Annotated in this window: 22 protein-coding genes; 10 read left to right on the top strand and 12 right to left on the bottom strand. The window is 62.6% G+C overall.

Annotation, left to right across the window (positions count from 1 at the left end; all coding sequences use genetic code 11):
* Nucleotides 1-138: 138 nt before the first annotated feature.
* Nucleotides 139-972 (bottom strand): DUF4336 domain-containing protein, encoded by an 834-nt coding sequence (locus tag ABUH87_RS16325; protein ID WP_367773309.1) that lies wholly within the window; start codon nucleotides 970-972, stop codon nucleotides 139-141.
* Nucleotides 973-1,148: 176 nt separating this feature from the next.
* Here ABUH87_RS16325 and ABUH87_RS16320 point away from each other — a divergent pair, with 176 nt between their 5' ends.
* Nucleotides 1,149-2,123, top strand: a complete 975-nt coding sequence (locus tag ABUH87_RS16320) for an alpha/beta fold hydrolase (RefSeq protein WP_367773306.1) — start codon at nucleotides 1,149-1,151, stop codon at nucleotides 2,121-2,123.
* 363 nt (nucleotides 2,124-2,486) lie between these two features.
* On the opposite strand, the gene ABUH87_RS16315 is transcribed toward ABUH87_RS16320, so the two are convergent.
* The 4 genes from ABUH87_RS16315 to ABUH87_RS16300 all read right to left on the bottom strand — a co-directional run bounded on the left by ABUH87_RS16315 (nucleotide 2,487) and on the right by ABUH87_RS16300 (nucleotide 8,677).
* Nucleotides 2,487-3,500 (bottom strand): GlxA family transcriptional regulator, encoded by a 1,014-nt coding sequence (locus ABUH87_RS16315; RefSeq protein WP_367775172.1) that lies wholly within the window; start codon nucleotides 3,498-3,500, stop codon nucleotides 2,487-2,489.
* Between the two features lie 541 nt (nucleotides 3,501-4,041).
* Nucleotides 4,042-4,449 carry a nuclear transport factor 2 family protein gene (locus ABUH87_RS16310; protein WP_367775171.1) on the bottom strand — a complete coding sequence of 136 codons (408 nt, stop codon included), beginning with the start codon at nucleotides 4,447-4,449 and terminating at the stop codon, nucleotides 4,042-4,044.
* On the bottom strand, nucleotides 4,449-6,107 hold the full coding sequence (locus tag ABUH87_RS16305; RefSeq protein WP_367775170.1) for an FAD-dependent oxidoreductase: 1,659 nt from the start codon (nucleotides 6,105-6,107) through the stop codon (nucleotides 4,449-4,451). Before ABUH87_RS16305 ends, ABUH87_RS16310 begins: the two co-directional genes overlap by 1 nt.
* An 11-nt stretch (nucleotides 6,108-6,118) precedes the next feature.
* Entirely contained in the window at nucleotides 6,119-8,677 is a 2,559-nt protein-coding gene (locus ABUH87_RS16300) for a TonB-dependent receptor (RefSeq protein WP_367775169.1), read from the bottom strand.
* A gap of 206 nt (nucleotides 8,678-8,883) precedes the next feature.
* Here ABUH87_RS16300 and ABUH87_RS16295 point away from each other — a divergent pair, with 206 nt between their 5' ends.
* From ABUH87_RS16295 to ABUH87_RS16260, 8 genes are all read left to right on the top strand, one after another.
* Entirely contained in the window at nucleotides 8,884-9,879 is a 996-nt protein-coding gene (locus ABUH87_RS16295) for a LacI family DNA-binding transcriptional regulator (RefSeq protein ID WP_367775185.1), read from the top strand.
* A 157-nt stretch (nucleotides 9,880-10,036) separates the two neighbouring features.
* Entirely contained in the window at nucleotides 10,037-10,516 is a 480-nt protein-coding gene (locus ABUH87_RS16290; protein ID WP_367775168.1) for a nuclear transport factor 2 family protein, read from the top strand.
* A 62-nt stretch (nucleotides 10,517-10,578) separates the two neighbouring features.
* Complete coding sequence (locus ABUH87_RS16285; protein ID WP_367775167.1) at nucleotides 10,579-11,673, top strand: NAD(P)H-dependent amine dehydrogenase family protein; 1,095 nt, start codon at nucleotides 10,579-10,581, stop codon at nucleotides 11,671-11,673.
* Entirely contained in the window at nucleotides 11,670-12,392 is a 723-nt protein-coding gene (locus ABUH87_RS16280; protein ID WP_367775166.1) for a glutathione binding-like protein, read from the top strand. The genes ABUH87_RS16285 and ABUH87_RS16280 overlap by 4 nt, the downstream gene beginning before the upstream one ends.
* Before the next feature lie 416 nt (nucleotides 12,393-12,808).
* Entirely contained in the window at nucleotides 12,809-13,333 is a 525-nt protein-coding gene (locus ABUH87_RS16275; protein ID WP_367775165.1) for an RNA polymerase sigma factor, read from the top strand.
* Between the two features lie 3 nt (nucleotides 13,334-13,336).
* Nucleotides 13,337-14,422, top strand: a complete 1,086-nt coding sequence (locus ABUH87_RS16270; RefSeq protein WP_367775164.1) for a FecR family protein — start codon at nucleotides 13,337-13,339, stop codon at nucleotides 14,420-14,422.
* A 112-nt stretch (nucleotides 14,423-14,534) separates the two neighbouring features.
* Entirely contained in the window at nucleotides 14,535-17,303 is a 2,769-nt protein-coding gene (locus ABUH87_RS16265; protein WP_367775163.1) for a TonB-dependent receptor, read from the top strand.
* Nucleotides 17,304-17,392: 89 nt separating this feature from the next.
* On the top strand, nucleotides 17,393-18,565 hold the full coding sequence (locus ABUH87_RS16260) for an MFS transporter (RefSeq protein ID WP_367775162.1): 1,173 nt from the start codon (nucleotides 17,393-17,395) through the stop codon (nucleotides 18,563-18,565).
* Nucleotides 18,566-19,030: 465 nt separating this feature from the next.
* On the opposite strand, the gene ABUH87_RS16255 is transcribed toward ABUH87_RS16260, so the two are convergent.
* From ABUH87_RS16255 to ABUH87_RS16245, 3 genes are all read right to left on the bottom strand, one after another.
* Nucleotides 19,031-19,240, bottom strand: a complete 210-nt coding sequence (locus ABUH87_RS16255) for a helix-turn-helix domain-containing protein (protein ID WP_419956711.1) — start codon at nucleotides 19,238-19,240, stop codon at nucleotides 19,031-19,033.
* Nucleotides 19,237-19,659, bottom strand: a complete 423-nt coding sequence (locus ABUH87_RS16250) for a hypothetical protein (RefSeq protein WP_367775161.1) — start codon at nucleotides 19,657-19,659, stop codon at nucleotides 19,237-19,239. The genes ABUH87_RS16255 and ABUH87_RS16250 overlap by 4 nt, the downstream gene beginning before the upstream one ends.
* A gap of 151 nt (nucleotides 19,660-19,810) precedes the next feature.
* Nucleotides 19,811-21,916, bottom strand: a complete 2,106-nt coding sequence (locus tag ABUH87_RS16245) for a DUF3363 domain-containing protein (RefSeq protein WP_367775160.1) — start codon at nucleotides 21,914-21,916, stop codon at nucleotides 19,811-19,813.
* A gap of 348 nt (nucleotides 21,917-22,264) precedes the next feature.
* Here ABUH87_RS16245 and ABUH87_RS16240 point away from each other — a divergent pair, with 348 nt between their 5' ends.
* Complete coding sequence (locus ABUH87_RS16240; RefSeq protein WP_367775159.1) at nucleotides 22,265-22,618, top strand: hypothetical protein; 354 nt, start codon at nucleotides 22,265-22,267, stop codon at nucleotides 22,616-22,618.
* A gap of 16 nt (nucleotides 22,619-22,634) precedes the next feature.
* On the opposite strand, the gene ABUH87_RS16235 is transcribed toward ABUH87_RS16240, so the two are convergent.
* From ABUH87_RS16235 to ABUH87_RS16220, 4 genes are all read right to left on the bottom strand, one after another.
* Nucleotides 22,635-23,546, bottom strand: coding sequence for a HEPN domain-containing protein (locus ABUH87_RS16235; protein ID WP_367775158.1), 912 nt, complete (start codon nucleotides 23,544-23,546; stop codon nucleotides 22,635-22,637).
* Between the two features lie 82 nt (nucleotides 23,547-23,628).
* A complete protein-coding gene (locus tag ABUH87_RS16230; protein ID WP_367775157.1) occupies nucleotides 23,629-23,913 on the bottom strand; it encodes a sigma factor-like helix-turn-helix DNA-binding protein in 285 nt (94 codons plus the stop codon).
* Nucleotides 23,910-24,797, bottom strand: coding sequence for an ArdC family protein (locus ABUH87_RS16225; RefSeq protein ID WP_367775156.1), 888 nt, complete (start codon nucleotides 24,795-24,797; stop codon nucleotides 23,910-23,912). The genes ABUH87_RS16230 and ABUH87_RS16225 overlap by 4 nt, the downstream gene beginning before the upstream one ends.
* A 919-nt stretch (nucleotides 24,798-25,716) precedes the next feature.
* Nucleotides 25,717-26,322 carry a lytic transglycosylase domain-containing protein gene (locus ABUH87_RS16220; protein ID WP_367775183.1) on the bottom strand — a complete coding sequence of 202 codons (606 nt, stop codon included), beginning with the start codon at nucleotides 26,320-26,322 and terminating at the stop codon, nucleotides 25,717-25,719.
* Nucleotides 26,323-26,442: the final 120 nt, after the last annotated feature.

The raw sequence follows: 26,442 nt of genomic DNA, 5'->3' as shown, positions 1-26,442 counted from the left end.
AAACCAGTCGTTCGTTCATGGTCTGATGCGGGGCTCGTACGACCAGGATCAAGGCTGTCGACTGGCGCTACGTTGACACCTTTGTTGCGGTTAGCCGATTGGCCTGCGACTGCTGGTGTCCCGAAGCAATAGCGAAGGCTATTCGCGAACGAGCCAGGCGAATGCGCAACGCAAACGCGCCGCGGCATCTTTCTCGAAGGGGGCCCCATGTGCAAAGATGACTCGCCGGGGCTGCAGTCGCACGATCTTTTGCACCTGAGCTTTGGCTTCGCTTCCTCCCAGGCGCAACGCTGTCCGCACGTGCAACGCCGTCGTTCCACGCGTTCCCGCTGCAGCCCGCGCGACCATTCGGGCAAGCGGCGCGAGCTTCGAGGCCTCCAAGTTCTGGATGAGGTCACACAGCAGCAGCGTGGCCGAGGGGCGGTGAAAAAAGAAGCACTCCTCGAAGCCACCGCCACCGGCGACCAGTCCCTGTTCGATCACGTCGCGCCATTGTGAAGGTGCGTCTTCCCCAAGGTCCCGGTCGATGCGCGTGCCAGAGGTCTGCACCTGTGCACGATCACGAAGGCCCGGCACTGCCCAACTCGTTGCTTCCGGAAAGGCAGCCTGCCAGTCGCGCAGATACAGCCAGTGAGCGAAGGTTGGAGCGATCAGATGCGCAATCCGCCCCAGTGCGGAGATGCTCGCCGTGAGCTCGGCCGTGCAGCGGGTGGGCGAATGGAGCATGAGATCGCCGTTCGGCAACCGGATGATCGTCATCCGCACCGGCAGGCACAGGCCACTCGCGGTGATCGTTGTATCCACGATCCAGAGATCGTCGCCTAGCTGCTTCAGCTTGTCGAGTGGGAGGTATCCGACCCGGGTCTCGTCCCACTCGCTCTGCGATTTCGATGCCTGGCGGTAGAGAACCAGCGTGCCTGCAGTAGCGAGGGCAGAACCCAGGGCTATCGTCGTGTGGCGTCCAAGTGCCATATCGTCACTCCCTCACGAAGCGAAGGCTTTAAGCAGAGGTTCGGTTCCGAGAAGCTGACAATAGCCTCCGTTCGAAGAGTCGAATTCGCTTGCTGATAGCTGTCGGTCGTTCAGGTACCTTCACTTGGCTGCCGAGCAGTTTACAAGGTGCTTTTTCGCAACGCAATGGATGAGCTATGATCAGACTCTTGCTGGCGATGGCGGTGCTAGTCCCTGCGGTATCGGCCGCGGCTCATCCGATGCTTGCCGACTTCGACTATGGCTGGCCGGTACAGCGCTATCCGCTGACGAGCCAGCGCGAAGCCATGGAAATGGCATATTTAGATATCCGCCCGCCAGGCGCTAATGGCCGAACCGTCGTGTTGCTCCACGGAAAGAACTTCTGCGCTGGCAGCTGGGAAGGTACGATCCGCCGACTTGTTGCGGCCGGCTATAGGGTGGTGGCACCCGATCAGATCGGCTTCTGCAAATCGAGCAAGCCCGCGCGCTACCAATACGGGCTGCACACGCTCGCCGCCAATACCGCCGCCTTAGTGGCGTCGCTTGGTGTCGAGAAGCCAGTGGTCGTCGGCCACAGCATGGGCGGTATGCTGGCAATGCGGTACGCATTGCAGTATCCCGAGGCCGTGTCGAAGCTGGTGCTGGTCAACCCCATCGGCCTCGAGGACTGGCGGGCCATGGGCGTTCCTAATGCAACAGTAGACTCGCTGTACGAGGGCGAGCGCAAGACAACCCGCGCCAGCATCAAGGCCTACCAGCAGGCAACCTATTATGCCGGCGAATGGCGGCCTGAGTACGATCGCTGGGTCGACATGCTGGCCTCGATGTACCTGGGTCCGGAGGGCGAGGTCGTCGCATGGCATCAGGCCTTGACCGCGGACATGGTTTTCAACCAGCCGGTCATCCATGAACTGGAGCGCGTCGCAGTGCCAACGGTGCTGATGGTCGGCGAGAAGGACAATACCGCCATAGGCAAGAACCGAGCCGACAAGGTATTAGCGGCGCGACTGGGAAACTATCCGCTGTTGGCACGCGAGGCGGCGCGGCGAATTCCCGGCGCGCGGCTGATAGTCTACCCGGATTACGGCCATTCGCCTCAGATCCAAGCGCCAAACGCATTCCATACCGACCTTCTAGACGCGCTTCGCTAAGGACCGCACGGCTTTTGCAATATGTGCATGGGCGCCAACAAAGGTGACGTTTGACCGCGCTGATCGCGCTGCCGAAACCGGCCGTACGTTCAGGTCTAGCCAAGGACGGCAACCGGGCCGAGAACGGAACTACCGCTTTTAGCGGCGATCTAAACGAGCGGACATTCAGAACGGTGGCGCTCTCGTGACCCAATTACGACACACCCAGGTGTCGTGAACGCCGCCTTCCTTCAAAAAGCTGCCATAAACATGAGGTTCTGGCCGTTGGAAGGGCGGTGGAGAGAACGTCATTATCGGATGTCGGTCGTGGCTCAAGTTCGCCGTGCGACGCCGCACCCCGCCAATCGTGGCCTGACCTCAAAGTCACGCGTCTTGAGGGCTCGGCCGAGCAAAATCGGGAATTCTGAATCGGCGGCGATACCCGCCGGGCGAAATGCCTGTTAGGCGCCGGAATAGCCGGCTGAACGAGGAAGCGTCCTCGTAGCCGACTTCGCGACCGACTTCATCGACGAGGGCGGAGCCGGTCTCGAGCATTTGCTTCGCCTCCTCGATCCGCAGCGCCTGGACATAGGCAAGCGGCGAGCAGCCGGTGGCCGCTTTGAAACGGCGGTCAAACGTCCGCTTGGGCAGGCACGATATGCGCGCAGCCTCGGCAAGGACATCGGGGCGCTCGTAGTTTTCCGCGAGCCAGCTTTGGCACCTGAGGACTGCCGCGTCGCCATGGACGACGTTCACGGCCATCGAGGCATAGGGGAGTTGTCCGTCGCGGTGCCATTGGTAGAGGAACAATCTAGAGATACGGATTGCTTCCTCCCCTCCGCCATAGCGCGCGATGAGAAGCAGGGCGAGGTCTTGCCAGGAGGAAGCGCCGCCACAGGAGATAATGTCCTGGCCGTCGCCGGTCTGGACGAGGATTCGGTCCTCGTGCAGCCGGACGTCGGGAAACTCATGGCGAAACACCGGCACATGGCTCCAATGGGTCGTTGTCTCGCGACCGGAGAGTAGCCCCGCTGAGGCTAGGACCAGCGAGCCGCCGCAGGCGGAGCAGATCAACGCGCCATCACGGTGCATCTTCGCGACCCAAGCAATCAGCCGTCGATCGAGGGCATCAAGCTCCTCAGGCGTGAAAACGATGACGTTCGGCACGAACACGATGTCTGTCCCAACGATATCGTCGATCGTATCCTGCGGCACGATGCTGACGCCGGTGATGAGTTCGAGCGCCCCGGGCTCGGCCGCGACGATGCGCGGCTCGAATAGCGGCTCGGCGGCCGAGTCCTTGAGAAATCTCCCCGCGGCCAAAAGCGTATCGAAGACGCCGTAGATGATCGACGGATCGCATTCCCGAAAGACCACGATGCTGACGCGTTTCGGCACCGACTATCCCTAATCCCCCGCTTTCCTCGCTTTGGCTCATCTCGCCAACAAAGGAGACATTCATCGGCCGGAAGCGGATCGCTGAAACCTGCCCTTCATTCACGAAGCTGCCACGCCCACGAATTGACCGGCTTTGGGAACTTTGCTGCCGTTCGGGCATGGCCAATCGAAGGTCACTTTTTGCCAGAACCCGACGTCGAAGCTCGGGGTCGCCGCTGACAACGACACGCCTTGGAGCAGCCGGATACCTTTTCACTGCGTCCATGCTGCGGTAAACGCATGCTTATCGCCGAGACTTGGAACGAGAGCATTAGCCCCGCGCACCGCCGACACCTACATAGTTACCCGGGATATAGGCGCCTTAACCCGGCACGGCTTGTAGCAACAGACCTGCGCTGGCCCATGCCTCGAGCTCGCCCGGGGTTCGGTGACCTTGTAGCGGATCGCGCCGGACACGCAGCCATCTTCGATGCTAGGAGCTAGGGCGCAAAAGGTCTTGGCGCGGTTTCGTCCTTCACCTGATATTCCTTGTCCAAGGCGCTCACTGCGGTTCGTTTGAGAAACCGCTGGGATAGCGCAGCGAGGCGACGCGTTCTTTTATGCGCCAACCGTCCGGAGTCCTGACCACCCAGTCGAGGTTGTCGCCAGTAACGACGCCGCCGGTACCGGGATCGGGACAGAGCCACTTCATCTTCACGCGCACCTTGTCACCCTCTTCGTAGACGACGACGTTGGTCACGTGATGGGATGGCGGATGCGGCGGCTTGCCAAGTGCGAAGAACGCCTGGATCGCCTCCATCCCCTCACAGAGGGGGCCGCCGCAAAGTCGTCCGTCGAAGTGGGCGTCCTGCGTGAACACGAGCGGGAACAGGCTTTGGTCGTCGTGGTCCACGGCGTGATGACAGAAGGCGATCAACTGCTGAATATCGATGATGTCACGGGTTTCCACTATGCTCTCCCTAGGGACGAGGCCTTGCCGGCCGCGTGTTGGGCGGCGAGGTAGCCAAAGACGCTGGAGGCGCCGATGCTGAGACCTGCGCCAATGTAATGGGGACCGGCCAGAGGCGCCGCGCAGTTGCCCGCGGCATAGAGCCCGTCGATCACGCTGCTGTCCTCGCGCAGCACGCGGGCATGCTCGTCCGTAATCGCTCCGCCGCAGGTGCCGACGTCGCCGGGCACCAAGGGGGCGGCCCAGAACGGTGGCTCGGCGATCGCCCCCAGGCTGCCGTTCGGCTTGCAGGTCGGATCGCTCCAATATTCGGCATAGGCATTGTCGCCGCGGTGGAAATCTTCATCGAGCCCGGTTTGACAAAAGCCGTTGAAGCGCGCGACCGTGCGGGCCAGTCCCGCCGGGTCGATCCCGCATTGGCGAGCGAGCCCCTCGATCGTGTTGTCCTGGCGGACCCAGCCTTGCTCGACCCACGGCTTCGGGATGCGGCCGGGCGGTTGATAACCGAACATGTAGCGTTTGCGGTGGCGGCTATCCATGATCATCCAGGCGGGGATCGCCTGACTGACCCGGTTGCGCGCATAACACGCACGGCCCAGTTCCATGTAGGAGCGAGCCTCGTTCACGAAGCGCTGGCCGCTCGCGTCCACCAGCATGCCGTGCGGTTTGATGAGCTCAGGCACGATCTGGTAGGTCTCGCCGTTGGCGACGAAGGTCATGATCCACCAGGCCTCGTCCATCCACCCCAGCGCCGCTCTCGCGCGGGCCATGGCGTCGATGGCGTCGCCGGTGTCCCCCGGATTGGCCTTGGTCCAGTCCACCGAGACGGGCGTTTGCAGGTGCGTTTCGCGCATCGCGAGATTGCGGGCGAAGCCCCCCGCAGTGACGATGACGCCCCGGGCGGCCGTCACTGTCTTCTCCTGCCCTTCGTGGAGGAGGTGAACACCTACCACCGTGCCGTTGCGCACATCGAGGTCGACCAGTCCTGCGTCGGTCCAGATGTCCACGCCGAGGCGTAGAGCGATCTCCAGCATGCGGCCCTGCAACGCGCCGCCCGCGCCGAACAGCGCGCGCCCGGTTAGCTTTGCCGCGAGGTAGCGTCCGGCGATCCGTGCGGCCATCAGCTTGCCATCCCAGGCAAAGCCTGCACGCATCAAGGTTGCGCCTTCGGACGTGCGGACGGGAAGCGGGATGGTGGGCGGCCTCAGCCTGGCTTTCCAGTCACCGAGGCGATTGGCGTCGAACAGTGCCGCCTGAAGCGAACGGCTCGCGGCGTGACCGCCGGGCAGGTGCTCGTAGTAGTCGGCGTAACCGGCGCAACGCTCGTACTGCATGCCTTGCGCTTCCATCAGCGCCACGAAGGGGCCCACACCGTCGAGGAAAGCCTCGCGACGTGCCGGAGTGGACGACGGATCGCCGTCCTCAACGAAGTTGGCCATGTACTGAAGGCTTGCTTCGCGCGAGTCCGTCACGCCCTCTCGCGCCAGCAACGGATTGTTCGGGAGCCACAGGATACCCCCCGAGAGCACGGAAGAGCCGCCCAGCAGCGGCGTCTTCTCAATCAGAAGCGGGCGCAGGCCGGCGACCTTTGCGGCAATAGCCGCCGCGAGCCCGCCTGCGCCGCTTCCTGCGATCACGACATCGAAGGTGTCCCGCATCCCCGGTGCCATCAGTTGAAAGGCCTGAGCGTCAGGCGCAGGTACACCGCACGGCCCGGGTCGGTGTAGCACCCGACAGCCGCGGCTCCGGAGGGTCCCGTCGTCGTTCCGCCCGTGATCGGATTGCCGATCACGTTTCCGCCCGCGAAGTTGGCAGGGGTGCAGTTCGCAGTGGTGTACTGCTTCGTAATGTTCCTGCCGATCAGCGCCACTTCCCAGCGATCGTCCTTGTCCATCAGGGCGAGGCTGGCGTCGACCTTGATGTACTTGTCCTGGAACTGATCGTCGTTCGGGCGTTCGGTCGCCAGGAATGTCGTGTAACGCGACGAGTACTGGTTGTTGTTGGTAGCCATCAGGCGCAGTCCCGAGCCAACCGGCACCTCGTAGCTGAAGCCGAAGTTCGCCGCCCATTTCGGCGCGCGGATAAGCGGTGCTCCGGACAGGTCCTGCCCCGTGTAGAAACCGGATTGCCCGCCCACCTGGACCGAGCCGGGTAGGGAAGTGGCTTGGCTGGCGCTGGGCACGAAGAACTCGGTGCAGCCCTGTGCGATCGTCTGCCCGGTGTAGCAGGGCACATTGCCGAGTTCGAGATAGCGCGCCCGATTCCAGTTGAGCGAGCCGTTGACGCTCAACCCCTCTACGACGGGCGGCCGGTAGGAGATGTCAAAGTCGACGCCATAGGTGCGCGCCTTGCCGGCGTTCACGGTCCGGATGACCGGCACGCCGGACGTGGACGGTTCGATGCCCCCGACCTGAAGGCCGCGATAGCGGTAGTCGTAGAAGGCGATGTTCGCCAGCATGCGCCGGTCGAGCAGCCGGGCTTTCATTCCCAGTTCGTAGCCCTGGACGCGTTCATCGCCGAAGGCATTGTCCTCGCCTGCAACCGGCGGGACTCCCATCTTGAACGAGCCCGACTTGTAGCCCTTCTTGTACGACCCGAAGATCGTCAGATCCGAGGTCGGTGTATAGTTCATGGTGATCTCGGGCGAGAAGTTCTTGGCGTTGATCCTGGTGCGAGGCAGCGTCGGCGTGAGGTCGACGTCATTGAGGAAGTCATAAACCCGTTGGGATCGGGTTTCGTCGTTCCAGCGCACCCCGGCGGCCAGTTCCAAGGTATCGAGGACTTGGTAGCGCGCCTGACCGAACAGCGAGTAAGTCTTGATGTCGACTGTGGTCGAGCGATCGTCGTTCAGGATCTCCGCGCCGATCACGGCCGGACTAAGGAAGCCGTAAGTGCGGTTGCGGTAGAAGATCACCCGGTCGTAGATCTGCCCATCCTGGTAGAAACCGCCTAGAGTGAAGTTCAGCGGACCCGAGAAGTCGCTGTTTAGGCGCAGTTCCTGGGTGAACTCGCGCCGGCGGAAATCATTGCTCACCGCCAGCGCCACGCCAGCTGGTCCCGACTGAGCGGAGTTGACGAGGCTGGACGACCTGAGATTGTAGTAGGCAGTCGTTGAGTTGAGGCTCAGGCCGGAGCCAAGGTCATAGTTCAGCTCGAGCGTGCCGAAATCCTGCTTGTTGGTCAGGTACGGAACGCCGCCGTTGGTGATGCCGGGGAATGCCGCCGGATCCATGTAGACCGTGTTGAGGTCGCGGTTCAGCTTGCAGTCGTTCCCGACCGTAAACGGCAGGGGGTCGAGCGGCGTCAGGAAGTTGGGCGCAGGCGGGATCGGCGATCCGGGCAGCCCGCTGCCGAAGCCGAACGCCTGGTCGCTGCCGGACGGGCAGCTCGAAAGTTGGAACAGTTCGCCATGGATGCTGCTGTCGTAGGCGTGGTTCACCTTCAGCCTTGCGGTGAGCCCATCGAGAGGGTTCCACAAGGCGGTGCCACGCAGGACGAGGTTGCGCGGCTGCGGCTCGCGGCGGCGCGGCGCGAGAGCGCCGGTGCCCGAAGCGGGCACGGCGACGTTGTAGAAATAGCCGCCACCTTCGGAATACGTGCCGGCAAGCCGCAGCTTCAGGGTTTCCGTGACCGGGCCGGAGACGATGAGCTCGCCCCGGCCTTCCCGGCCTTCGAAATCGTAGCTGGCGCGGGCGATCAGCTCGTTCTTGTCGGTAGGATCGGCGGTGCGCAGTGAGATCACGCCGCCCGGGCTGCTCTTGCCGTAAAATAGCGCCTGCGGCCCCTTGAGCACCTCAACCTGTGCGACATCGAACATGCCGCTGCCAAAGGCCAGGCCCTGGCCGAGTGAAAGCCCGTCGATATTAAGCGAGACTGACTGGTCTACGCCCGGATCCGACGACGAGGTGCCGACGCCGCGTATCGTCACTTGCGGGCCGATCGAGAGGAGGTTGCCGCCTAGTACCAAGCCCGGAACCAGCCGCGGCAGATCCGAGACTTGCGTCACTTGCAGATTCTGCAGCGTCTCCCCACTGACTGCAGTCACCACCACGGGAACCTGCAGGATTGATTCCTGACGTTTCCGTGCGGTGACGATGATGTCGGAACTGTCAATGCTTGCCGTCGCCGAAGGTCCAGCGGCGTCCTGCGCCAAGGCGGGCAGCGTGCAGGCAAGCAGGGGCGCACTGGTGACGATGGCCGTGATGCGGCGCTTGCGATTGCAGTTCATGATCCTCCCTCCAGCGCCGGTAACGTCGGGTGGGCAATTCATTGCCACTTTTATCAACCGCATCTTCGCGCTGTATGTACCGTTACATCCTCTTCGTATAAGGCGGTGTCAACCGTGAAAGAGAACCGTGCCATTCCGCCGCTAGCCAGGGTCGTAAACAGGTGAAAGCCAAGTCGAAGAGAGCCAAGGCTGGAGTGACCCTACGGATGGTCGCGGCGCATGCTGGCGTATCGCCGATGAGCGTGTCCAACGTGCTCAACGGGCAGCCCACTTCGGTCGCCATGCGCGCGGCAGTGCACGCCGCCATCGAAGAACTCGGCTATGTTCCGAACCTCGCTGCGCGCCAGCTTGCCAGCGCCGCGCCCACGATCATCGGCCTTCTCCATGCCAATGATGAGCACCCCGTCTCCGCCGCGCTTCTGAACGGCGCACTGACAGCCGCCACGCGCCTGGGCGTGCAGTTACTGCTTGAACCGATTGTTTTCCCAGAACTGGCGAGCGGTTGGGAGAAGGTCGCGGCCCTGCGAAGGCGCGGGGCCGCGGCGATCCTGCTTCCGCCCACGTTCGGCGAAATGATGGCTTCTGCCGGCGGACGCGAGGAATTTGAATGCCCAGTGATCTGTGTCGGCGCCGCAGACGAAGTGCCGACGCTCTCGACCGTGAGGATCGACGAGTTTGCCGCAGCTCAGGAGGTGACGGAAGGGCTGATCGCAAGAGGTCATCGACGCATCGGCTTCCTGCGACTGCCCGCGAAGTTCCCGGCGCATGCCCCACGTTGGCATGGCTACCTGGCAGCAATGCGTAGACATGGGGTGACGGTCGAACCTGAGTTGATTGCCGAAGGCGAATTCTGGTTTCAGGAGGGGCTTGCCGCTGGCGGCAGGCTGCTCGACCTGCCCGACCCGCCAACCGCGATTTTCGCCAGCAACGACGAGATGGCGACAGGTGTGCTCGCCGCCGCTCAGATCCGCCGAGTTGCCGTTCCGAAGGAGCTGTCGGTAGTTGGTTTCGAGGACACTTACTTCGCCCAGAATGTCTGGCCGCCACTTACCTCCGTGAAGATTCCGATGTCGGCGATGTCCAGCACCGCCGTTGAGCGACTGCTGAGAGAAATCCGATCTGTTGCCAAACCGAGCCCGAGCGGTCCAACTTCGGTCGTGGTGCCGCATACTATCAATTGGCGCGCCTCGACTGGAGACTAGATATTCGAACCATGTCGAGACGAAGGTATTCGGATTGGATCTTTTTTCAGAGTTAAAAAGCAGATTAGTTTTTGGGAAAAGGTCGGCGTTGATTGTGACCGCTCCGTGATACTAATGCAGCGGGGCACTTCTGGCCGACAATAAGGAGGTTATGAGTATGAGCATTGAAGATCGACTAACTATGCTCGAGAACCGGCTGCGTGCCGCCGAGGACCAACTAGAGATCCTTCGTCTTCTGAATACATACGGTCCGGCTGTCGACAGCGGATCGGCCGAGATCGCCGCCGATCTATGGACCGAAGACGGGATCTATGACGCAGGCGGCGTGACCCGATTCACTCCCGACGCGCTCATAAAGATGTACAACGACGTGGGGCATCAAAACCTCGTGCACACGGGCTCATCTCACCTCACTGCAACACCGCGGATCGAGGTGCACGGTGACCAGGCAGAAGCCGTTGCCTACTCGTTCGTTGTGGTGAAGCGCGATGATGAATGGTTCATCATGCGTGGTGCGATCAATCACTGGCAGCTCGTTCGAACAGCGCAGGGATGGAGGATAAAGGAGCGCTTCAACCGCGTTCTCGATGGGACATCCGAATCGCACGAGGTCATGCGTCGTGCGCTTCCCAGCTGAGCCTGGGTGGCGTTGGTTCGACCCGCCCTTTGACCCAAGTAACACATCGCGAGGCCACGGACATGAAAGACAAGACATACCGGGTGATCCAGTGGGCGACCGGCAAGGTCGGCACAATCGCCCTGCGGCATTTCATTCAGAATCCGAACTTCGAGTTGGCAGGTGTGCTGGTCACCGACGCGAACAAGGCGGGGAAGGATGCGGGCGAGATTGCCGGAACGCCGCCAACCGGCATTCTCGCCACCGATGATCCCGCGGCAATCCTCGCCACTCCCGCTGATTGCGTGCATTTCGCTCCAGCGCACCAGGACATCGAGATGGTCTGCCGCCTCCTGCGTTCCGGCAAGAACGTCGTGTCGGCGCTGGGCCCGTTCTATCCCACGGAACGCTGTCGAGCCGAAGTGGAAGCCATCAAGGCCGCATGCCGGGAAGGTGGCACCAGCTTTCACGGATCAGGTATTCACCCCGGATTTGCAGGAGATATCCTGCCGCTGACTTTGATCCGCATCATGGAACGCGTCGATCACATCCACATCTACGAAGTGGTCGATCAGCTCGCCAACCCATCTAACTACATTGAGATCATGGGCTTCGGCCGCGACTGTCAGGAGCTGCTTGCCAGCCCGAGTCGCCAACCCGAAGCGCCCTACTTCTTCGCCCAGTCGATGGCTCTTGTGGCCGAAAGCCTTGGCAGGACCATCGACGATCTGACTACCAAGCTTGAGGTGGCTTCCGCGAAGGAGGACATCCCTTACCCCAGCGGATTGGTGAAGGCGGGTACCGTAGCCGGTCAGCATTACGAGTGGACCGGATGGTCACTAGGCAAGCCGCTGATTACCTACCATTTTTTTTGGAAGATGGGCGATCAGAACCTCAGCGAAAATTGGGAGTGCGGCGAAACAGGCTATCGCATTGTGATCGAAGGCAATCCGCCGATGGAACTTAGAATACCTGAGCCAAAGACAACGGAGGGCAACGTTCGCTACATCAGCCTCTGGACCGCGATGGCGGGAGTCAACGCAATCCGGTCCGTGTGCGAAGCGCCACCAGGCTTCGTGTCGCATCGCGAACTCGGTGTAGTCGGTCCGCGGGGGCTGCTCAGACCAGCATCGGAGCCTGAGCTGCGAGCAGTCTGCTCGCCGGAACTGCAGCCATGATTGACCTCTATGGCATCTCGAGCCCGAACGTGTTGAAGGTCCTCATCATGCTAGAGGAGACCGGACTCGCCTATGACCTCCACCGGATCGACATCTGGGCGGCCGACCAGTTCACGGATGAATTCAAAGCCCTGAACCCCAACAGCAAGGTACCCGTCATCGTTGATCACGACGGTGTAGGCGGCAAGCCGGTGACCATATTCGAATCCGGCGCAATTCTGTTCTACCTGGCCGAGAAGATGCATGCTTTCCTGCCTGACGGGCCGCAGGAGCGATATGCAACGATGCAGTGGCTCATGCTGCAGATCGGCACAATCGGCCCGATGTTCGGGCAAGCCACTCACTTCCGACTCTCCGCCCCGACTGGTGAGGCCTACGCACTCAGCCGTTACACCACCGAGGTGCACCGGCTATTCGATGTGCTGGAAACACGACTGTCGCAGGCGCCCTATCTGGCCGGGGACGAGTATACGATCGCCGACGTTGCCACTTGGCCCTGGGCTGCCATGTACCACGAGCAGAACGGCGTCGACTTGGGCAGACTCCCGAGTGTGAAGCTTTGGATCGACGCTGTTGCCAGGCGGCCCGCCGTCATCCGAGCTCATCAGGATTGGCCGACGCTAGTAGCCTTCGCCAGCGAACGGCGTGCTAGCGCTGACCCGGATAAGCGGGACCAACTTCATGGTCGTGGGCGTTATGCGCGAGGGCCAGGATCATAAACCGATGTTTACAATGGATCACCGACAGCAATCTTTTGCTCTGGCGGCCGTCATCGCGGCCGGGCGTTACTGCGGCTGAGTTGGCCCTTCGCTTCTTCCGACAGAAATCATCTGCACTCGTTCGCCGGGAGACCGCGGAGAGAATGGCGTAATGGCTAATGATGGGCGCTATCTGGTCGCGAGCTACCGTCCCTGCTCGCCTCTGGCATGACCCAGGAGCCGACATACACGGTTTGTACCTAAAGTACGGCAGAAAGGCGGAGTCTGGACATTGACTTTAATTGGTCGGCGGCAGCTTTCTTCAGGAGGCCAAGCGCCGGTACGGGGTGTCTTGATTTACGGCCTTTAAGACCGGCACTTGTCTGAAATCAGTGTTCAGCTTAGGCTTGCTTAGAGGCAAGCCGGGAGGAAGACGGGTGGAAGCGGTACCCTCTTGCCTGTCGGCCGATGATCATCACGCCCTTGATGTCCTGAATTCACGGTATCGTGCTTCGCTCCTGCGACACTTCGGGCGGCGCCATAGCGATCCGACCGAGCTCGAGGACATGGTGCAGGAAGTCTTTGTTCGGCTCATCCGCCGGGGCGGGGTGGCGGAACTGGCGAATTTGCAGGCTTACGTGTTCGAAACGGCGAGCAGCGTTCTCAAAGACAGGCTCCGGCGATCGCGCGTGCGGCACGAGGCGGTACACGAGAGCTTCGATCCCGAACGGCATGCAGATGCGGATTTCTCTCCCGAGGACGTTCTATCAGGAAGAGAACAACTTGCGCACGCGACAGCGGCCTTGCTTGAACTTCCGGAGCGCACGCGCGTGATCTTCGTGTTGCGGCGCCTGGAGGGCATGCGATTCCGCGACATCGCGGTGCGCCTCGGAATTTCGGTGAGCGCGGTAGAGAAACACATGCAACGGGCCATCGTCCACATGACGCGCAGGCGAGACTAGGGGGTGAGCGCCCAGCAGACATCCTCCAGCGTGGCGGGCCTCAGCCCCGACGAAGCGGCCGCGTTTTGGCTCGTGCAGATAGAAGCGGAGCGCATGGAAGGGCGCACGGCTGCCGACTTTACGCACTGGCTCGAGGCATCACCGCACCACGGCGAAGCGTTTGAGCGCGCGCGGGGCACCTGGGATCTGTTCGACCGTGCCGAAGGCGATGCCACGCTGGCGGCAATCCGGGTCAGCGCGCTTCGCACCGCACCGCCGCGCCGGCGCTTTCGACACGCCTGGGCCGCGGGCATTGCCGCAACTCTCGCGGGGCTCGTCCTGCTGACCGTCACGCACGTGCCGGGGTGGCACACGGCACGCCCGACCTTGGCGGCGGCCGCGGAATACGAGGACAGCGACTTCGCCACCGCGCGGGGCGAGCAGCGCCGGATCGAGCTGGCCGATGGCAGCCAGATCACTCTCAACACCGACAGCGCCTTGCGCGTCGCCTACAGCGATGAGTGGCGCCTGGTGACCCTGCTGCGCGGGCAGGCGCTCTTTAAGGTTGCCGGAAACCGCGATTGGCCTTTCGTAGTTATGGCCGGCAACCGGCAGATCACCGCGCTGGGCACCTTGTTCGACGTCAGGCTCGAGACCGACCGAGTTCAAGTGATGCTTGCCGAGGGCAAGGTCGTGGTTGATGGACGCACGGACGGCTCTGCGGAACCCAGGAAAGGAGTTGGCGGCGCTGGAATTGGGAGCCCTGTCGTCCCGATCGTGCTGTCGCCCGGCCAGGAACTCGTTGCGCGCAATGGGCAAGCGTCCGTGACTGCGAAAGTTGACGTGGAACAGCAGTTGCGTTGGCGGGAAGGCTTCGCCGAGTTCGAGGAGGTGCCGCTCGCCGATGCGGTTGCGGAGATGAACCGCTACGCGGCCAGCCCCATCGTCGTCGATGCGGCGGCCGGCCGGCTGAAGGTCAGCGGCATCTTTCGCACCGGTTCGTCTCCGCGACGCTTCGCCGCGATCTTGGCCGAGATGCTGCCGGTCCGCGCGCGGACGCTTGCTGACGGCACTATTGAGATCGTTAACGACGGCGACACGCCTATCTAGGCGCTTCCTTTGCGGCAAATGCAGCAATCTGGTGCGGGTTTTCAATCAGGCTGCGTTTTAGGGTTTGGGTAGCGGGCAAAAAAGCCGGCACCTGATCAACAGGAGAGGAACAATGATGGGCACACACGCATCGCGTTGTATTGATATCCGGGCTAGTCTGCTGCTAGGCGTGGCCGCCGTTGCGGCCTGGGCGGGCTCCAGCTCGACCGTATCCGCCCAGGTGGCCCAGGTCAGCATCAACGTGCCCGCGCAGCCGCTCGCAGCATCGCTGATGCAGATCGGCCGACAGGCGCGGGCGGAGATCATCTATGCCGCCACCGACGTGCGTGGGCTCCGCGCGACGGCGGTACAAGGGGCGCGTTCCACAGAAGAGGCGCTGCGTCTGGCTCTGCGCGGTACCGGTCTGGCCGTCCGGCGCACCGCCCAAGGCGCATTTCTGATCGAGGCCGCTACCTACGGCATCGCAGCCGCACCGGCGCTGGCCCAGCAGAGCGGCACATTGGCCGTTGAGAGTGAAGCGCGCGACGCTGGCGACATAATAGTCACCGCCAGGCGGTCGGAAGAGCGACTGCAGGACGTGCCTATCTCCATCACGGTGTTCACCCAAGAGCAGATTAACAACCGGAACATCGTCAACACAGCCGATCTTGCCGCCTATACCCCCTCACTGTCGGTGAACAGCCGCTTCGGTGCGGAGAAGGCTTCGTTTGCCATTCGTGGCTTCGTCCAGGAGACCAACACCAGCCCGTCTGTCGGTGTCTACTTCGCTGACGTTGCGGCGCCACGATCTGCAGGCGGCACACCAGGCGGGAACGGGGTGGGCGTTGGCGCACTGTTCGACCTAGAGAATGTACAGGTGCTCAAGGGGCCCCAAGGAACGCTGTTCGGTCGCAATACTACCGGTGGTGCCGTCCTGCTAGTTCCAAGGAGGCCGACTGACAGCTTGGAAGGCTACGCTGAGATCTCGCTGGGCGACTACGATCTACGCCGAGGCCAGTCGGTGATCAACATACCTGTGGCCGAGACATTTAAAGTGCGTCTCGGCGTCGACCGCCAAACGCGTAAAGGGTACCAGAGGAACTACTCGGGTGTGGGGCCAGATCGCTTCGGTGACGTTGACTACTGGGCCTTTCGGGGCAGCATTGTCGCCAATCTAACGCCAGATCTCGAAAACTATTTCATCGCCAGCTTCACCAAGTCCGATACCAACGGCACTGTTCCGCGTATCGTTCTTTGCGACCGAGCGGCAGCTACTCCCGGGGGCGCCCCCGTCCCGATACGCTCGCAGACAGCAAGGCTTGGCTGCGCCCAGCTCGATCGCCAGAATGCCCGCGGAGACAACCTTTGGGACATTGAAAGCGGTCACCCGGACCCGTTCCTTAGGTTGCGTCAATGGCAGGTCATCAACACCACCACGTGGCGTGCCAGCGACACACTGACGGTCAAGAACATCGTCAGTTATGGCGAGTACCGTGAGCGCGGAGCGCTTTCGATTGCGGGCGACAATTTCGTCCTGCTACCCGGTCAGCCCGGCGCCGGGTCGCGGTACAACTTTCAGCAGCTATTCCCCTCTGCGAATCAGGATAACTCGAGCCAATCGACATTCACCGAAGAGCTTCAGTTTCAGGGCGAGAGTGGTGCGCTCAGGTGGCAGGCGGGCGGCTATCTCGAGGTCAGCTCACCGATTGGGATCAGCGCCGGAAACACCTTCACGCTGTCCTGCACCGATCCAATCAATCTACTTTGCTTTAGTCCATTTGGCGCCTCGGGAACTGCTTCCTACCCTCAGACAAAGACGACCTTCAACAACAAGGGCATCTATGCGCAGGCAAGCTATGATCTGAACGACGTGCTGACTCTGACCGGAGGGCTGCGCTACACCTGGGACCGCGCTAGCCAGTATACCCAGACCACACGCATCCGCTTTCCCGCACCCAATAGGCCCGAATACATCTGTACAGACACATTGCGGTTCCAGGCACCGGGGGGCGGTCCGCTCGTGGTGGCCAACCCGGTGCAGTGCGGCCAGACCTTCCGTGTGAGTTCCGAAAAGCCGACATGGCTGATCAATATGGATTACAAGCCGGTTGAGGACGTCATGCTCTACGCAAAGTATGCACGTGGTTATCGCGCGGGTGGCATCGCTTCGAGCTATATCGGCCTTGAAACCTGGGGACCGGAAAAGGTCGACGCCTACGAGGTGGGCGCGAAAGCCAGCTTCCGGGGAGCCGTAAGCGGTTACTTTAACATAGCGGGCTTCTACAATGATTTTAGCGAGCAGCAGCTTGCCGCTGGCTTGATCCCCAGACCTAGCTCGGGCCTAGCGGGAGGCCTTGCAATCATCAATGCCGGCAAGTCCCGGATCTACGGCGTCGAGGTCGACAGCGGCGTCACGTTGTTCGACACTATGCGACTGGAGCTAGGCTACACCTACCTCTCGACCAAGCTCCAGTCGATCATCATTCCGACACTGCCTCCGGAAAGCCCGTTCAGCCAAGTCACTCCAACTGCCCAGGCGGGTGAGCAACTCGCACTCTCACCCAAGCACCGTGTCACGACAACCGCGACTTATACCCTGCCGCTTGACGAGCGACTTGGGAGCTTCTCGGTTGGAGCAACGTACGTCTATACTGCCAAGCAGGTAGCTGTTCTCAGTTCCCCGCTCGGCATTTTGCCTGAAACGCATCTGCTGAACCTGAATGCAAATTGGGGAGGAGTAGGAGGTAGCCCGGTGGACTTGGCGTTCTTCATGACAAACGTGACCAACAAAGCCTACCCGGTGAATGTCACCAATGGTTACCGTTCGGCCGGGTTCGACGCCTACATCCTCAACCAGCCGCGAATGTGGGGCGTGCGGCTGCGCTACAGCTTCGGCGATTGAGTTTGAGCACGGTTCCACACAGCGCATCAGCATCCGCGGCGTCGGAGTGGCGCAGGCATTGGCCGCTAGTAGCGGCAGGCGCGATGGGGATGTCGCTGGCGGCACTCTTGTCGGCAATCTTCGGAGTTATGCTGGAGCCGCTACAACAGGAGTTTGGGTGGAGCCGGGCGGAAATATCCTCTGGGCCAGCGATCGTTTCGATGATGGGGCTCTTTCTTGCCACGCCTGCAGGCTACCTCATCGATCGCTATGGAGCGCGCCGCTGCGGTATATTAGTGGTGCTGGTCTCCTGCTCCTCGATTGCGTCGATGGGGGCGATCGGCTCGGAGCTCTGGCATTGGTGGGCCGCCTGGTCGCTGTTTGGGGTCGCGGGGGCTTTCACCTCGACTGTGTGGATGGCCCCGGTCTCCACGATCTTCGTTGCAGGGCGCGGCTTGGCCATAGCGGTGACGATATCTGGGACAGGCATCAGCACGGCTCTTGCGCCCGCAATCGCAGAGTATTTTGTTCAGAACCAAGGTTGGCGCATGGGCTTCGTGGCGCTGGCGGTGCTCTGGCTCGCAGTCACTTTCCCGCTCGTATTGACTTTCGTGCCACGGCGGTTGGCGGTTTCATCCAGCAACGGGAAAGCTGGTAGCGAGAGGCCCCTGACCGGCTTGACGCCAAGACAAGGCTTTAGGTCGCCTACCCTCTACGTGCTCTTCTTCGCTTCCCTGCTGTCGGCAGTGACCGGTATCGCAATTGTTCTCAATCTCGTGCCGGTTCTGACATCTACGGGCCTGGAGCGAGCGGAGGCGATCGCCATTATTGGCACGATGGGACTTGTTTCCATTGTGGGGCGGATTGCCGGCGGTGTTTTGCTCGACCGCTTCGATGCCAGAACCATCGCCATTGTGGCCTCGCTCGTATCCCTCGGGCTGCCGCTCTCCCTTTTGCTATTCCCTGGCAACGCCACAGCCGCGCTCGTCGGGGTGATCGCTTACGGAGCTACAGGCGGGGTGAAGATGAACGCCATCGTCTATCTCATCAGTGTGAGGCTCGGCGCGCGGAGCTTTGGTTTGTTCTACAGCTTGATCAGCATCAGCTTGTCGGTGGCACAAGGCCTCGGGCCGCTGATCGCCAACCACATCTATGACCTTAGTGGCTCCTACACGCCGGTGCTATGGGCAGCCATTCCGGCCTTCACCGCATCCGCTCTCTTGTTTGTGGCGCTGGGTCGGGATCCCGGAGGGGCAGGTACGGAGCAGGTCGCGCCCGGCTAGAGCCAAGCCTCGGCCGCGCCCGATATGTTTCGGTGGCGCCATCCGCACACAGCCAAGTGGAACGCCAGTACATGAATTGCTTAGGGCAGCCGCAAGCCGGAGAGATGAAGCAAGGTCGTATTTTCATAAGCGCAGTTCATGAGCGGTGTCGACCCACGTGCGTCCACGTACGCAACCGTGATTAAGCTGTGGGAGGGTGCGGTGCATGCTTGAAGATGCAATCGCGCCGCACGGCCACTATCATGAACCGCAACTCAGTTCGCCAATGTTTACTATTTGCATAGCCGCCAATCTGCCTGAACACGAGTGAACGGCCGGTTCTGTCTAATTCGGTCGCTCGCGGCGTAGACACGGAACGACCTAAACTGGTCGGCAGCTACCTTACGCAGGGCAACACATTCAATGTCTGCTTACGGCAATGCGCTCTCTGATTCCGGACAGTCTCAAACGTCCAACGAAGCAGACTTACCGGGCTGGGAGTTCAACAAGCGCCTTCAGCTGCGCTACGGGTATCACGGTCACGCTGCCGATTTTTACGATCTCGATCGTACCGTCGGCGATCAGCTCGTAGAGCTTGGACCGGCCGATGCCGATCATGCGACAAGCTTCGGGGATGCGCACTGCGAGCGGCTCCATCATCGGCACCGGTGTGCCGCTTTGCTCCTGCCTACTCACTGGAACGACCTCAGCTTGATGAGCGCCGGGTCGGACGTACTCTTTGCCGGCTGGCCTGCGAGCCGGTCCGCCACCTCGTCGATCAACTCGGAGAACAGCTTTGCCCCGACCGCTTGAGCTGCAGTGGACGGCGGCGTCTGCGCCGAAGAGATTAGTTGATGGCGCACAACCCGAGCCATGATCTCCCAGACAAGCGCCTCGTTGCGACGCAGCCAGCCGAGATTGCGATCTATGCGGGTGAGCCGAACACCTATAGCCTCATCCGTCTTCGGCGCCTGCCGCCGCGTGAACCAGGCATCCAGCGCTTCAACCAGGATCTCCGAGCGCGCCTTGCCCGAACTCTGGGCGATGTGCGCGAGCCGCTTGCTCATGTCCTCGGGCAAGAACAGCTGGTGACGGGTCTTGTAGGATCGGGCCATGGCACCTGCTCCAAAGGCTGTGGTGGTGGCGGAACGGCCGGGGCAAACCGATCCGCCACCGCACGCCAGTATCCCGCCAGACGTCGATCCAATAAATGGCCCAGATGAGGTCAGATGGGGTCTGCTCGGTGCCGCTCGCGCATGAGCGCCGTTACATGCCGATACTCGGTCCTCGGCTGCGCCCCAACGACCAGCTGATCGAGCCGCTCTCGCGCATCAGCCCCGAGACGCTCCGACCGACATACTTCTCGAGCTCAGGCCGCCAGGGCACCAGCGCGAAGTCGCGGCTCTTCTCGATCAGCGCGTACTTGCCCGAGGTGAGATCGAGCGTGCGCTTGAACGTGCCTTCTATCGCCTGGTTCGGCTTGGCCTCGACAAAGCGCAGGCCCAGCTCGCCCGAGAGCTGCCCCGCAACCGCCCTCACCTCCCGCTCTCGAAGTACGCGCAGCAAATTGCGGCGGTAGACCACGTCCTCGCCCTGCTGAGTGGCAAGACCCTGCTCTATCAGCCACTGCTGGCGCAGGCGCAGCGCCTTCCTCACCTCGCCGCCGTACCCGGTCGGCGCCAGTTCGCTCTTCTCCGGTGCGGTGAGCTCGCGGTCGAGCCAAGTCTCGGCGTGAGCATGGACCAGCTTCTCGATCGGCGCTGGCGAGAGCACCCGGGTCTGGTAAGGCTCGGCGCGCTGCTTGCCTTGCTCGTAGCTCAGCACCGTATCGAGGTGATCGGGTGCAATGATCCAGGTGCCGCTGGGATGCCGATCGGGCTTGCCGGTGGCGCGGCGAATGGCTTCCAGACGCCGCACGTGCGCTTCGGCGAAGTCCTGGGTCGCGTTGGCATCGTGGCGCAGGTGCAAATCGACGTCGTACTCGCCCCCGCTGGCGACCGCGACCGCGACGATTGTGCGATCGGCTGCACGTACATCCACTTGCTTGGGATCGAACCGCACTGTCGCTCCGGTGGGAAGGGTCTGCTGGGTCGTACCGATGTCGAGATAGTGGCTGCGCCCGTCGATGCCGTCGACCACCAGGTAGCGCCGCTCGTGATCCTCGTCGGCAGCGCCGCGCCCCACGACCTTGCCGATCACGGGTCCGGAGGGCTGCTCCGGGACGGGCGCGCGCACCTTGGCCGGCTCATGCAACACCAGGCGCTCGGAGGTTGGTCCCGGTGTGCGCTGACCGCTCCTGATCCGATCGAACAGGTCGCCGACGAGGTCGAGCTTGAAGCGCTGGTGCAGCGTGCGGATGATGTCGCCACGCCGCCCCATGTCCGAGAGGGTCTGCTCGGCGGCAGGGGCGAGCGTCCAAGACATGGGCCCGCTCTTGCTCGCCAGCTCCATGCGCTCGAGCACCCGGGCGCGCCCGACCAGCAGCTGCTGGTACTCGGCGTCGCCTGCCATCGGGCCTTCGATGTGCGAAAGGTCGACGACATTGTCCTTCGCTTGGCTGAGCAGATCACGATCGAGGCGGGTGAGCCGCTCGGCCTCGACTTCCCGTGACAGCTGCCGGCGCACCTCGATCTCGCTTTGCGGACCCAGCTCGCGCGTCATGATCTCGCTAGCCAGGGCCCGGATGCCATGGGCGATGTAGTCGCCGGCGATGTTGAGTGTCTTACCGTCCTCGGTCATCCCGCGCACCAGCACATGAGTGTGCGGGTGGCCGGTGTCGAAGTGATCGACCGCCACCCAGTCGAGGTTGGTGGCAAGGTCCTGTTCCATCTTCGCCATGAGATCGCGGGTGAAGCTTTTCAGGTCACCAAACTCGCGCCCGTCCTCGGGCGAGACGATGAAGCGGAACTGGTGACGATCCTCGGCGCCACGGTCGACGAAGGCTTTGGCATCAGCTTCGTCGGCAAAGGTCGAGTAGAAGCGCGTCTGCCCGCCATCGCGCGTGACCCCGTCGCGCTCAAGGTAGGTCACGTGCCGTGCCACCGCTGTGGCTTTGCCGGCGAGCTTGACCACGCGGGCCTTCACCGCGACCCGACGCGGGCGGACCTTGAGGCCTGAGCCGCGGTCGAACGACCAGCCACTTCCGCGCGGCAGAACAGCGGCGATCTTGGCCCCGCGCCCACGTGCGTTGAAGCGGCCCGAGGGCGCCGCCGGCGTGCCATCCAATTTAGGCCCGCCGCCTCGCGGATTGCCGCCGCGCCGGGCGACCTGCTCGAGCACGCGCCCGCGCATGTCACGCGCACGCGGAGCCCGTGCTCTATCGCGGCGCGAGCGGCCCACGCGAGGCTCGAAGCGGTCGTCGTCCTGTGGCATGATCGAGGATATGAGGAGCGGAAGCCCGCCGCCTCAAGTGTCTCGCACAGGAACCGGGCTTCGCTGCGGTCTTTGCCCATCATGGTGCCGGCATTGTCTCCTTGGCACTGCTTTCGCGAGACAAAACGTCTCGCCCAAAAACGATGTGCAGACAGGCATTTGGCCCGGCAAACGCGACGAAGCGTGCCGGCCTTTATCTTGCCTCCCGCTCCTTTCCGGCACCCCCTCCTCCAAACCCGCAGCCATCCGCACCTCCCACTCATCATCGGCACTGTCGTCGCGCATTCCTGAAGTTCACTTTTTGTTCTATTCTGCACATGTATGTGAGTCGCGAAGGAGAACCGGAACATGGCAGTGCGGATTAAGCCGGGAGCAGACCGGAGGCTGCAACTGACAGGCGATGTCGAGACCGTTCTCGACGTGTCGAAGCGCGCGATGAGCGACGGCTTTTCGCTCGCATTCTCGGACGGAACGCTGGTCCACGGACACTATCCGGAGAGCGCAGCCGCATGCCGTTTCACCCTTTCCATTGAGAGTGCCGCGCTGGTCCGGATCACCCGCAAAGGCATGCACGACGTGTTGGACCTGGACTGGCATTTCGACTGGATCACGCTCGCCTGCGGCGCCGAGACGCTACAGCCCCAGGCGGCTGCAGACGATGAAAACGTGCTACAGCTGACGCTCGATATTGTGGTGGAATAGGCCGCCTGGGGAAGCGTCAGGCTGCCTTGGCGAGGGTCTCGATGCGGCTCTCGCAGGCTTGCCGGACCACGTCCTGCAGCACCGCCACTCGACCAGCGATCCAGTCGAGTTGCTCAGCGGTGATGACGTAGGACCGTGAGTAGCGCGCCTTCACATAAGCGTCGCGCAGGAGAGCGTAGCATCGTTTCTGGAAGCGGTTTTCGCGAGGCCAGACTGCCTTCAAGCGTGGCTCCAGTTCCTCAGCCATGTCGCGCAACCGGTTGAGGTTGTGCGTCTTGGGCGAGTACAAAGTGCGGACCAGAAAGAGGCAGTGGTAGAAGCGCTCCACCGCTTGATGAAGTTGGAAAGCAGCCTCTTTAGGGCGGTCGATGCTCAGATAATACTGAGCTCCCTTAGCGAAGGCTTCAGCGCTCTCGAACCATTCCTCGAAGTACTCCCGCGTCTCTTGCAGCGCCTGCTCGGGCGAGAGCGGTTGCGGCTCGACGAATTGGTGGCCCGCCTCCTCGAACAGCACGATACCATCGCGGAGGATATCCATGAAGAAGTAGCGGCCGAGTCGCAGCTTCTCGTTCACATCATCGAGGCTGTGGTAGATGAGGCTGACCGGCGTACGCAGCTGCCTGGCTTCGGACAGTTCGGCGAGCAACCGCCCTTCGGTTTTCTCCCAGAACTCGGCGATGTCGGTGAGATCGTCATGATTGACCACCACCAGCAGATCGTAATCGGAGAAGTAACGCCCCACCGGATCCTCGACCCAATCGCCGCGCGCGTAGCTGCCGAACAGGATGATCTTGAGGAGCTTCGCGTCGCGCAGGTGCGGCTGTGTGCGCCGGGCGGTCGCAAAGGCGAAGCCCTCGCGGACGACCTCGACCACATGCGCGAGCTCGGCGCGCTTGCCCTGCGGCAGATGATCGAGGCTGGTCTTCATAGTGTCAGAATCGTCCTTCGCACGCCTGCTGCCAAGCGCAAAGTGACACGGCCGATCCCGCGAGGGATCGGCCGCGCCGTCATCACCATCCTTTGCGCTTTTGCCGCCGCACCGAGCGGCCGATCATCTGCAAGGTGAGGACCAGCTCCCGGTTCGCCACATCCTCAGAAATGCTGAGGCGGTAGGCGATAGCTTCAGCCCGCAGCCCCTCGAAGCGGGCCAAGCGGAACACCTCGTGCTGGCGGTCGGGCAGCGAAGCGATCGCCCGTGCCAGCCGTCGCAGGTCGGGATCGGCGATATTGGGCGAGCAGTTCTTGAGAAAAAGCTCGCGCACGTGCTGGTGAAGAAAGGCGAGGTGCCGGATCATGCCACGCCCTCCCCATGCCCGAGCAGGCAATCGGCCGCCTTGCTCGCCGCACTTGCCGCTCGAAAGATCGCCTTCTCGTCGGCACGCAGCACCTCCAGCCATGCACCGATGTAGTCGGCGTGGCGTACGGTCGGCTGAATGCCGAGTGACGCACAAGTGAAGGCACTCGCCATCTCGGCGACAAGCTCTTCGCGGGCGTAGGCAGCGGATCGAAAGGCACCTGTCTGGTCGCGATTGAGGCGGCTAGTATGCCCGGTCCAATGCCCCAGTTCATGCAACGCAGTGCGGTACCAGTCGATGCCGGCATGAAAGGCCATCTGGTGTGGCACCGCCACGAAGTCCTGCCCGGGAGCATAATAGGCTTCCCCGCCTCCGATCCGGAAGTCAGCACCGCAGGCTTGTATGATCGCATCTGCCTCAGCGATTGCGAGCACCGGATCGATGGGGTTTACAGGTCCCGTCAGCGCATCCGGCAGCCCCTCGCATTGGTCGACGTTGAACACGGTGAAGCGCTTCAGGAACGCTATCGTACGCGCCTCGCGATCCTCGTTCCCGGCCCTCTCTGCCTCGGCCCGGGGCGTGAAGCGATCGGCATAGCAGATGACGGTTCCCCGCTCGCCGCGGCGCACGTGACCGCCTGCCTTCTCCGCCTGCTTGTAAGTCAGCCAGCGCTGCGAACCGTGACCTTGCGCCACGCCGGCGGCCCACAGGATCAGCACGTTGATGCCGGAATAGGTTCGGTCAGAAACGGCATTGTGCGGCATTGCGCACGGGCACTTCGCCGCATCCCACGGCTGCACCCAGGGCAAGCGCCCTTCCTCCAGCTCAGCGATGATTCTTGCAGTGACCTCACCATAGAGGCTGCCCCGTTCGGTCTTGGCCATGCTCCTTCACTCCTTCCTTCAACCGCCGTTGACCGGCGCCAGGGTGGCGGGGGGCGGCAGGAGCGGACCGACAGCCCCGCCGGCTAAAGGCGGGGCGCACCTGACAAGGCCGCAACGAAGTGGAGGACCCGGGAGCGCAGCGGACGGGTTGCGGCTTGCCGAGGCGGGGCTACAGGGCAGCGACGCCCCCCGCCACCTTGGAGCCGAAGGCTCAGCGCCGCCCGCGCTGCACGCGGGCGTCCACCCAAGGGATGCATGCCTGCATCCCGCCTCCCGTGCCGCTCAAGGCGGCTCGGAACCGCGTCAGCGATCGCAACGGCTTTGCCGACGAGACGCCGCAAGGCGGCTCGGCCGGAGCGCAAGCGCAGGTAGAGCGCGATCAGGCCGTCAGGCCTGAGACGCCCTGCCCTCTCGCACCTGGCAGAAGGAGCAGTTACTCCCCTCGGCGCCAAGGGACGAAGCGTTTCACGCAGGATTCCGGCCGGAGCACCGTCTGCGTCCCGCCCGAGGATCTGATCGCCTCCGTGCTACGAACCAGCAGCCATCCAGCCGGCCGCAAATCGCCAGCCGATCCAACTCAAAATTCTCTTCGTCCGCGCTTTGATAAGCACCAAGCCAGCGTTCAATGAAGCGCGCGTTCGAGACAGAATCGCTCTCCTCGGCATCGAGAAATCGATGCGCCAGAGCGCCGCCCGCATCGTGCCCAAACTCGAGCTCCAGACCTGCGGCAGGCGTTGCCATCACACGATCTACCCGCCTTTCGATCCGCGATCCAGGTCTGCAACTCAGTCACGAATGCCTCCTTGGCTTGAGATCTCCGATGTTTAGATCGGTATTCACACCGGGCTCTGCCGAGACAGGCCCTGCCATTTCAGGCCAACGCCCCCGAGGCTCGATTCTGGACAGCAGAGACGCAAGATCAGCGCAAAACGCGTATGGCGAACAGCTCGTCCGAGACACGCTCGGTCACTCGTGACCTGGATTGATCGGCAAGCTCCTCCGCGCTTCCACGCACCAAGAACAAGGGCGGCGGAGCCGAGGGCGTACCGATCCGCTCGACTCCTTCGGACACACCTGCGACTTGCACGAGATAGTGTCGGGTCTCGGGCGGAAGGGCGCGGCCCGTGGCGAGATGGGCAGCGTAGCGCGCAGGGCCGGCGTTGTAGGCCGCGAACAGTCCGGGGTAACCGAAGCGGTCGTACATCGTGCGCAGGTAAGCGCTACCGGCAAGGATATTGTCGCGCGGGTGGTACGGATCGGGCCCGAGCGACAGCCTGGCGCGCAGTTCATTCCAAGTCGAAGGCATCAACTGCATCAAGCCCATGGCTCCTGCAGAACTGGTGATCGGTCGCCCACCCAGCATCGTCCGGCCGCCGCTTTCGACCCGCATGACGCGCTCGATCCAGGTGACTGGGATGCCGAATCGGGCCGACGCCTCGGCGATCTCGGCGCGCCAGCGCAGCACGGGATCGGTCGTTACTGGAGCAGCTGCCACGTCCACGACCAGTGCTCGCTGGGAGGACATGGGACCGCGCGGCGTTGGCTCGAACGACACCCGATCGGGTGCCGCTTGGAGAGGGAGCGCTGGCGCGGCCAGCGTCAGAGCCAGGCTCGCTGCGCGCGGCCGAAGAGCCGCCGGCACGCG

The organism is Novosphingobium rhizovicinum (assembly GCF_040813635.1).
In the GTDB taxonomy this organism is placed as follows: Bacteria; Pseudomonadota; Alphaproteobacteria; order Sphingomonadales; family Sphingomonadaceae; genus Novosphingobium; species Novosphingobium rhizovicinum.
Note: the sequence above shows the minus strand (reverse complement) of the source record. Positions and strands in the feature narration are given on the sequence as shown.

Coding starts and splice junctions, on each gene's coding strand:
- ABUH87_RS16325 (WP_367773309.1), bottom strand. CDS start 972: ATGGCACTTGGACGCCACACGACGATAGCCCTGGGTTCTGCCCTCGCT.
- ABUH87_RS16320 (WP_367773306.1), top strand. CDS start 1,149: ATGATCAGACTCTTGCTGGCGATGGCGGTGCTAGTCCCTGCGGTATCG.
- ABUH87_RS16305 (WP_367775170.1), bottom strand. CDS start 6,107: ATGCGGGACACCTTCGATGTCGTGATCGCAGGAAGCGGCGCAGGCGGG.
- ABUH87_RS16300 (WP_367775169.1), bottom strand. CDS start 8,677: ATGAACTGCAATCGCAAGCGCCGCATCACGGCCATCGTCACCAGTGCG.
- ABUH87_RS16295 (WP_367775185.1), top strand. CDS start 8,884: ATGGTCGCGGCGCATGCTGGCGTATCGCCGATGAGCGTGTCCAACGTG.
- ABUH87_RS16290 (WP_367775168.1), top strand. CDS start 10,037: ATGAGCATTGAAGATCGACTAACTATGCTCGAGAACCGGCTGCGTGCC.
- ABUH87_RS16285 (WP_367775167.1), top strand. CDS start 10,579: ATGAAAGACAAGACATACCGGGTGATCCAGTGGGCGACCGGCAAGGTC.
- ABUH87_RS16280 (WP_367775166.1), top strand. CDS start 11,670: ATGATTGACCTCTATGGCATCTCGAGCCCGAACGTGTTGAAGGTCCTC.
- ABUH87_RS16265 (WP_367775163.1), top strand. CDS start 14,535: ATGATGGGCACACACGCATCGCGTTGTATTGATATCCGGGCTAGTCTG.
- ABUH87_RS16260 (WP_367775162.1), top strand. CDS start 17,393: ATGTCGCTGGCGGCACTCTTGTCGGCAATCTTCGGAGTTATGCTGGAG.
- ABUH87_RS16250 (WP_367775161.1), bottom strand. CDS start 19,659: ATGGCCCGATCCTACAAGACCCGTCACCAGCTGTTCTTGCCCGAGGAC.
- ABUH87_RS16245 (WP_367775160.1), bottom strand. CDS start 21,916: ATGCCACAGGACGACGACCGCTTCGAGCCTCGCGTGGGCCGCTCGCGC.
- ABUH87_RS16240 (WP_367775159.1), top strand. CDS start 22,265: ATGGCAGTGCGGATTAAGCCGGGAGCAGACCGGAGGCTGCAACTGACA.
- ABUH87_RS16235 (WP_367775158.1), bottom strand. CDS start 23,546: ATGAAGACCAGCCTCGATCATCTGCCGCAGGGCAAGCGCGCCGAGCTC.
- ABUH87_RS16230 (WP_367775157.1), bottom strand. CDS start 23,913: ATGATCCGGCACCTCGCCTTTCTTCACCAGCACGTGCGCGAGCTTTTT.
- ABUH87_RS16225 (WP_367775156.1), bottom strand. CDS start 24,797: ATGGCCAAGACCGAACGGGGCAGCCTCTATGGTGAGGTCACTGCAAGA.
- ABUH87_RS16220 (WP_367775183.1), bottom strand. CDS start 26,322: ATGTCCTCCCAGCGAGCACTGGTCGTGGACGTGGCAGCTGCTCCAGTA.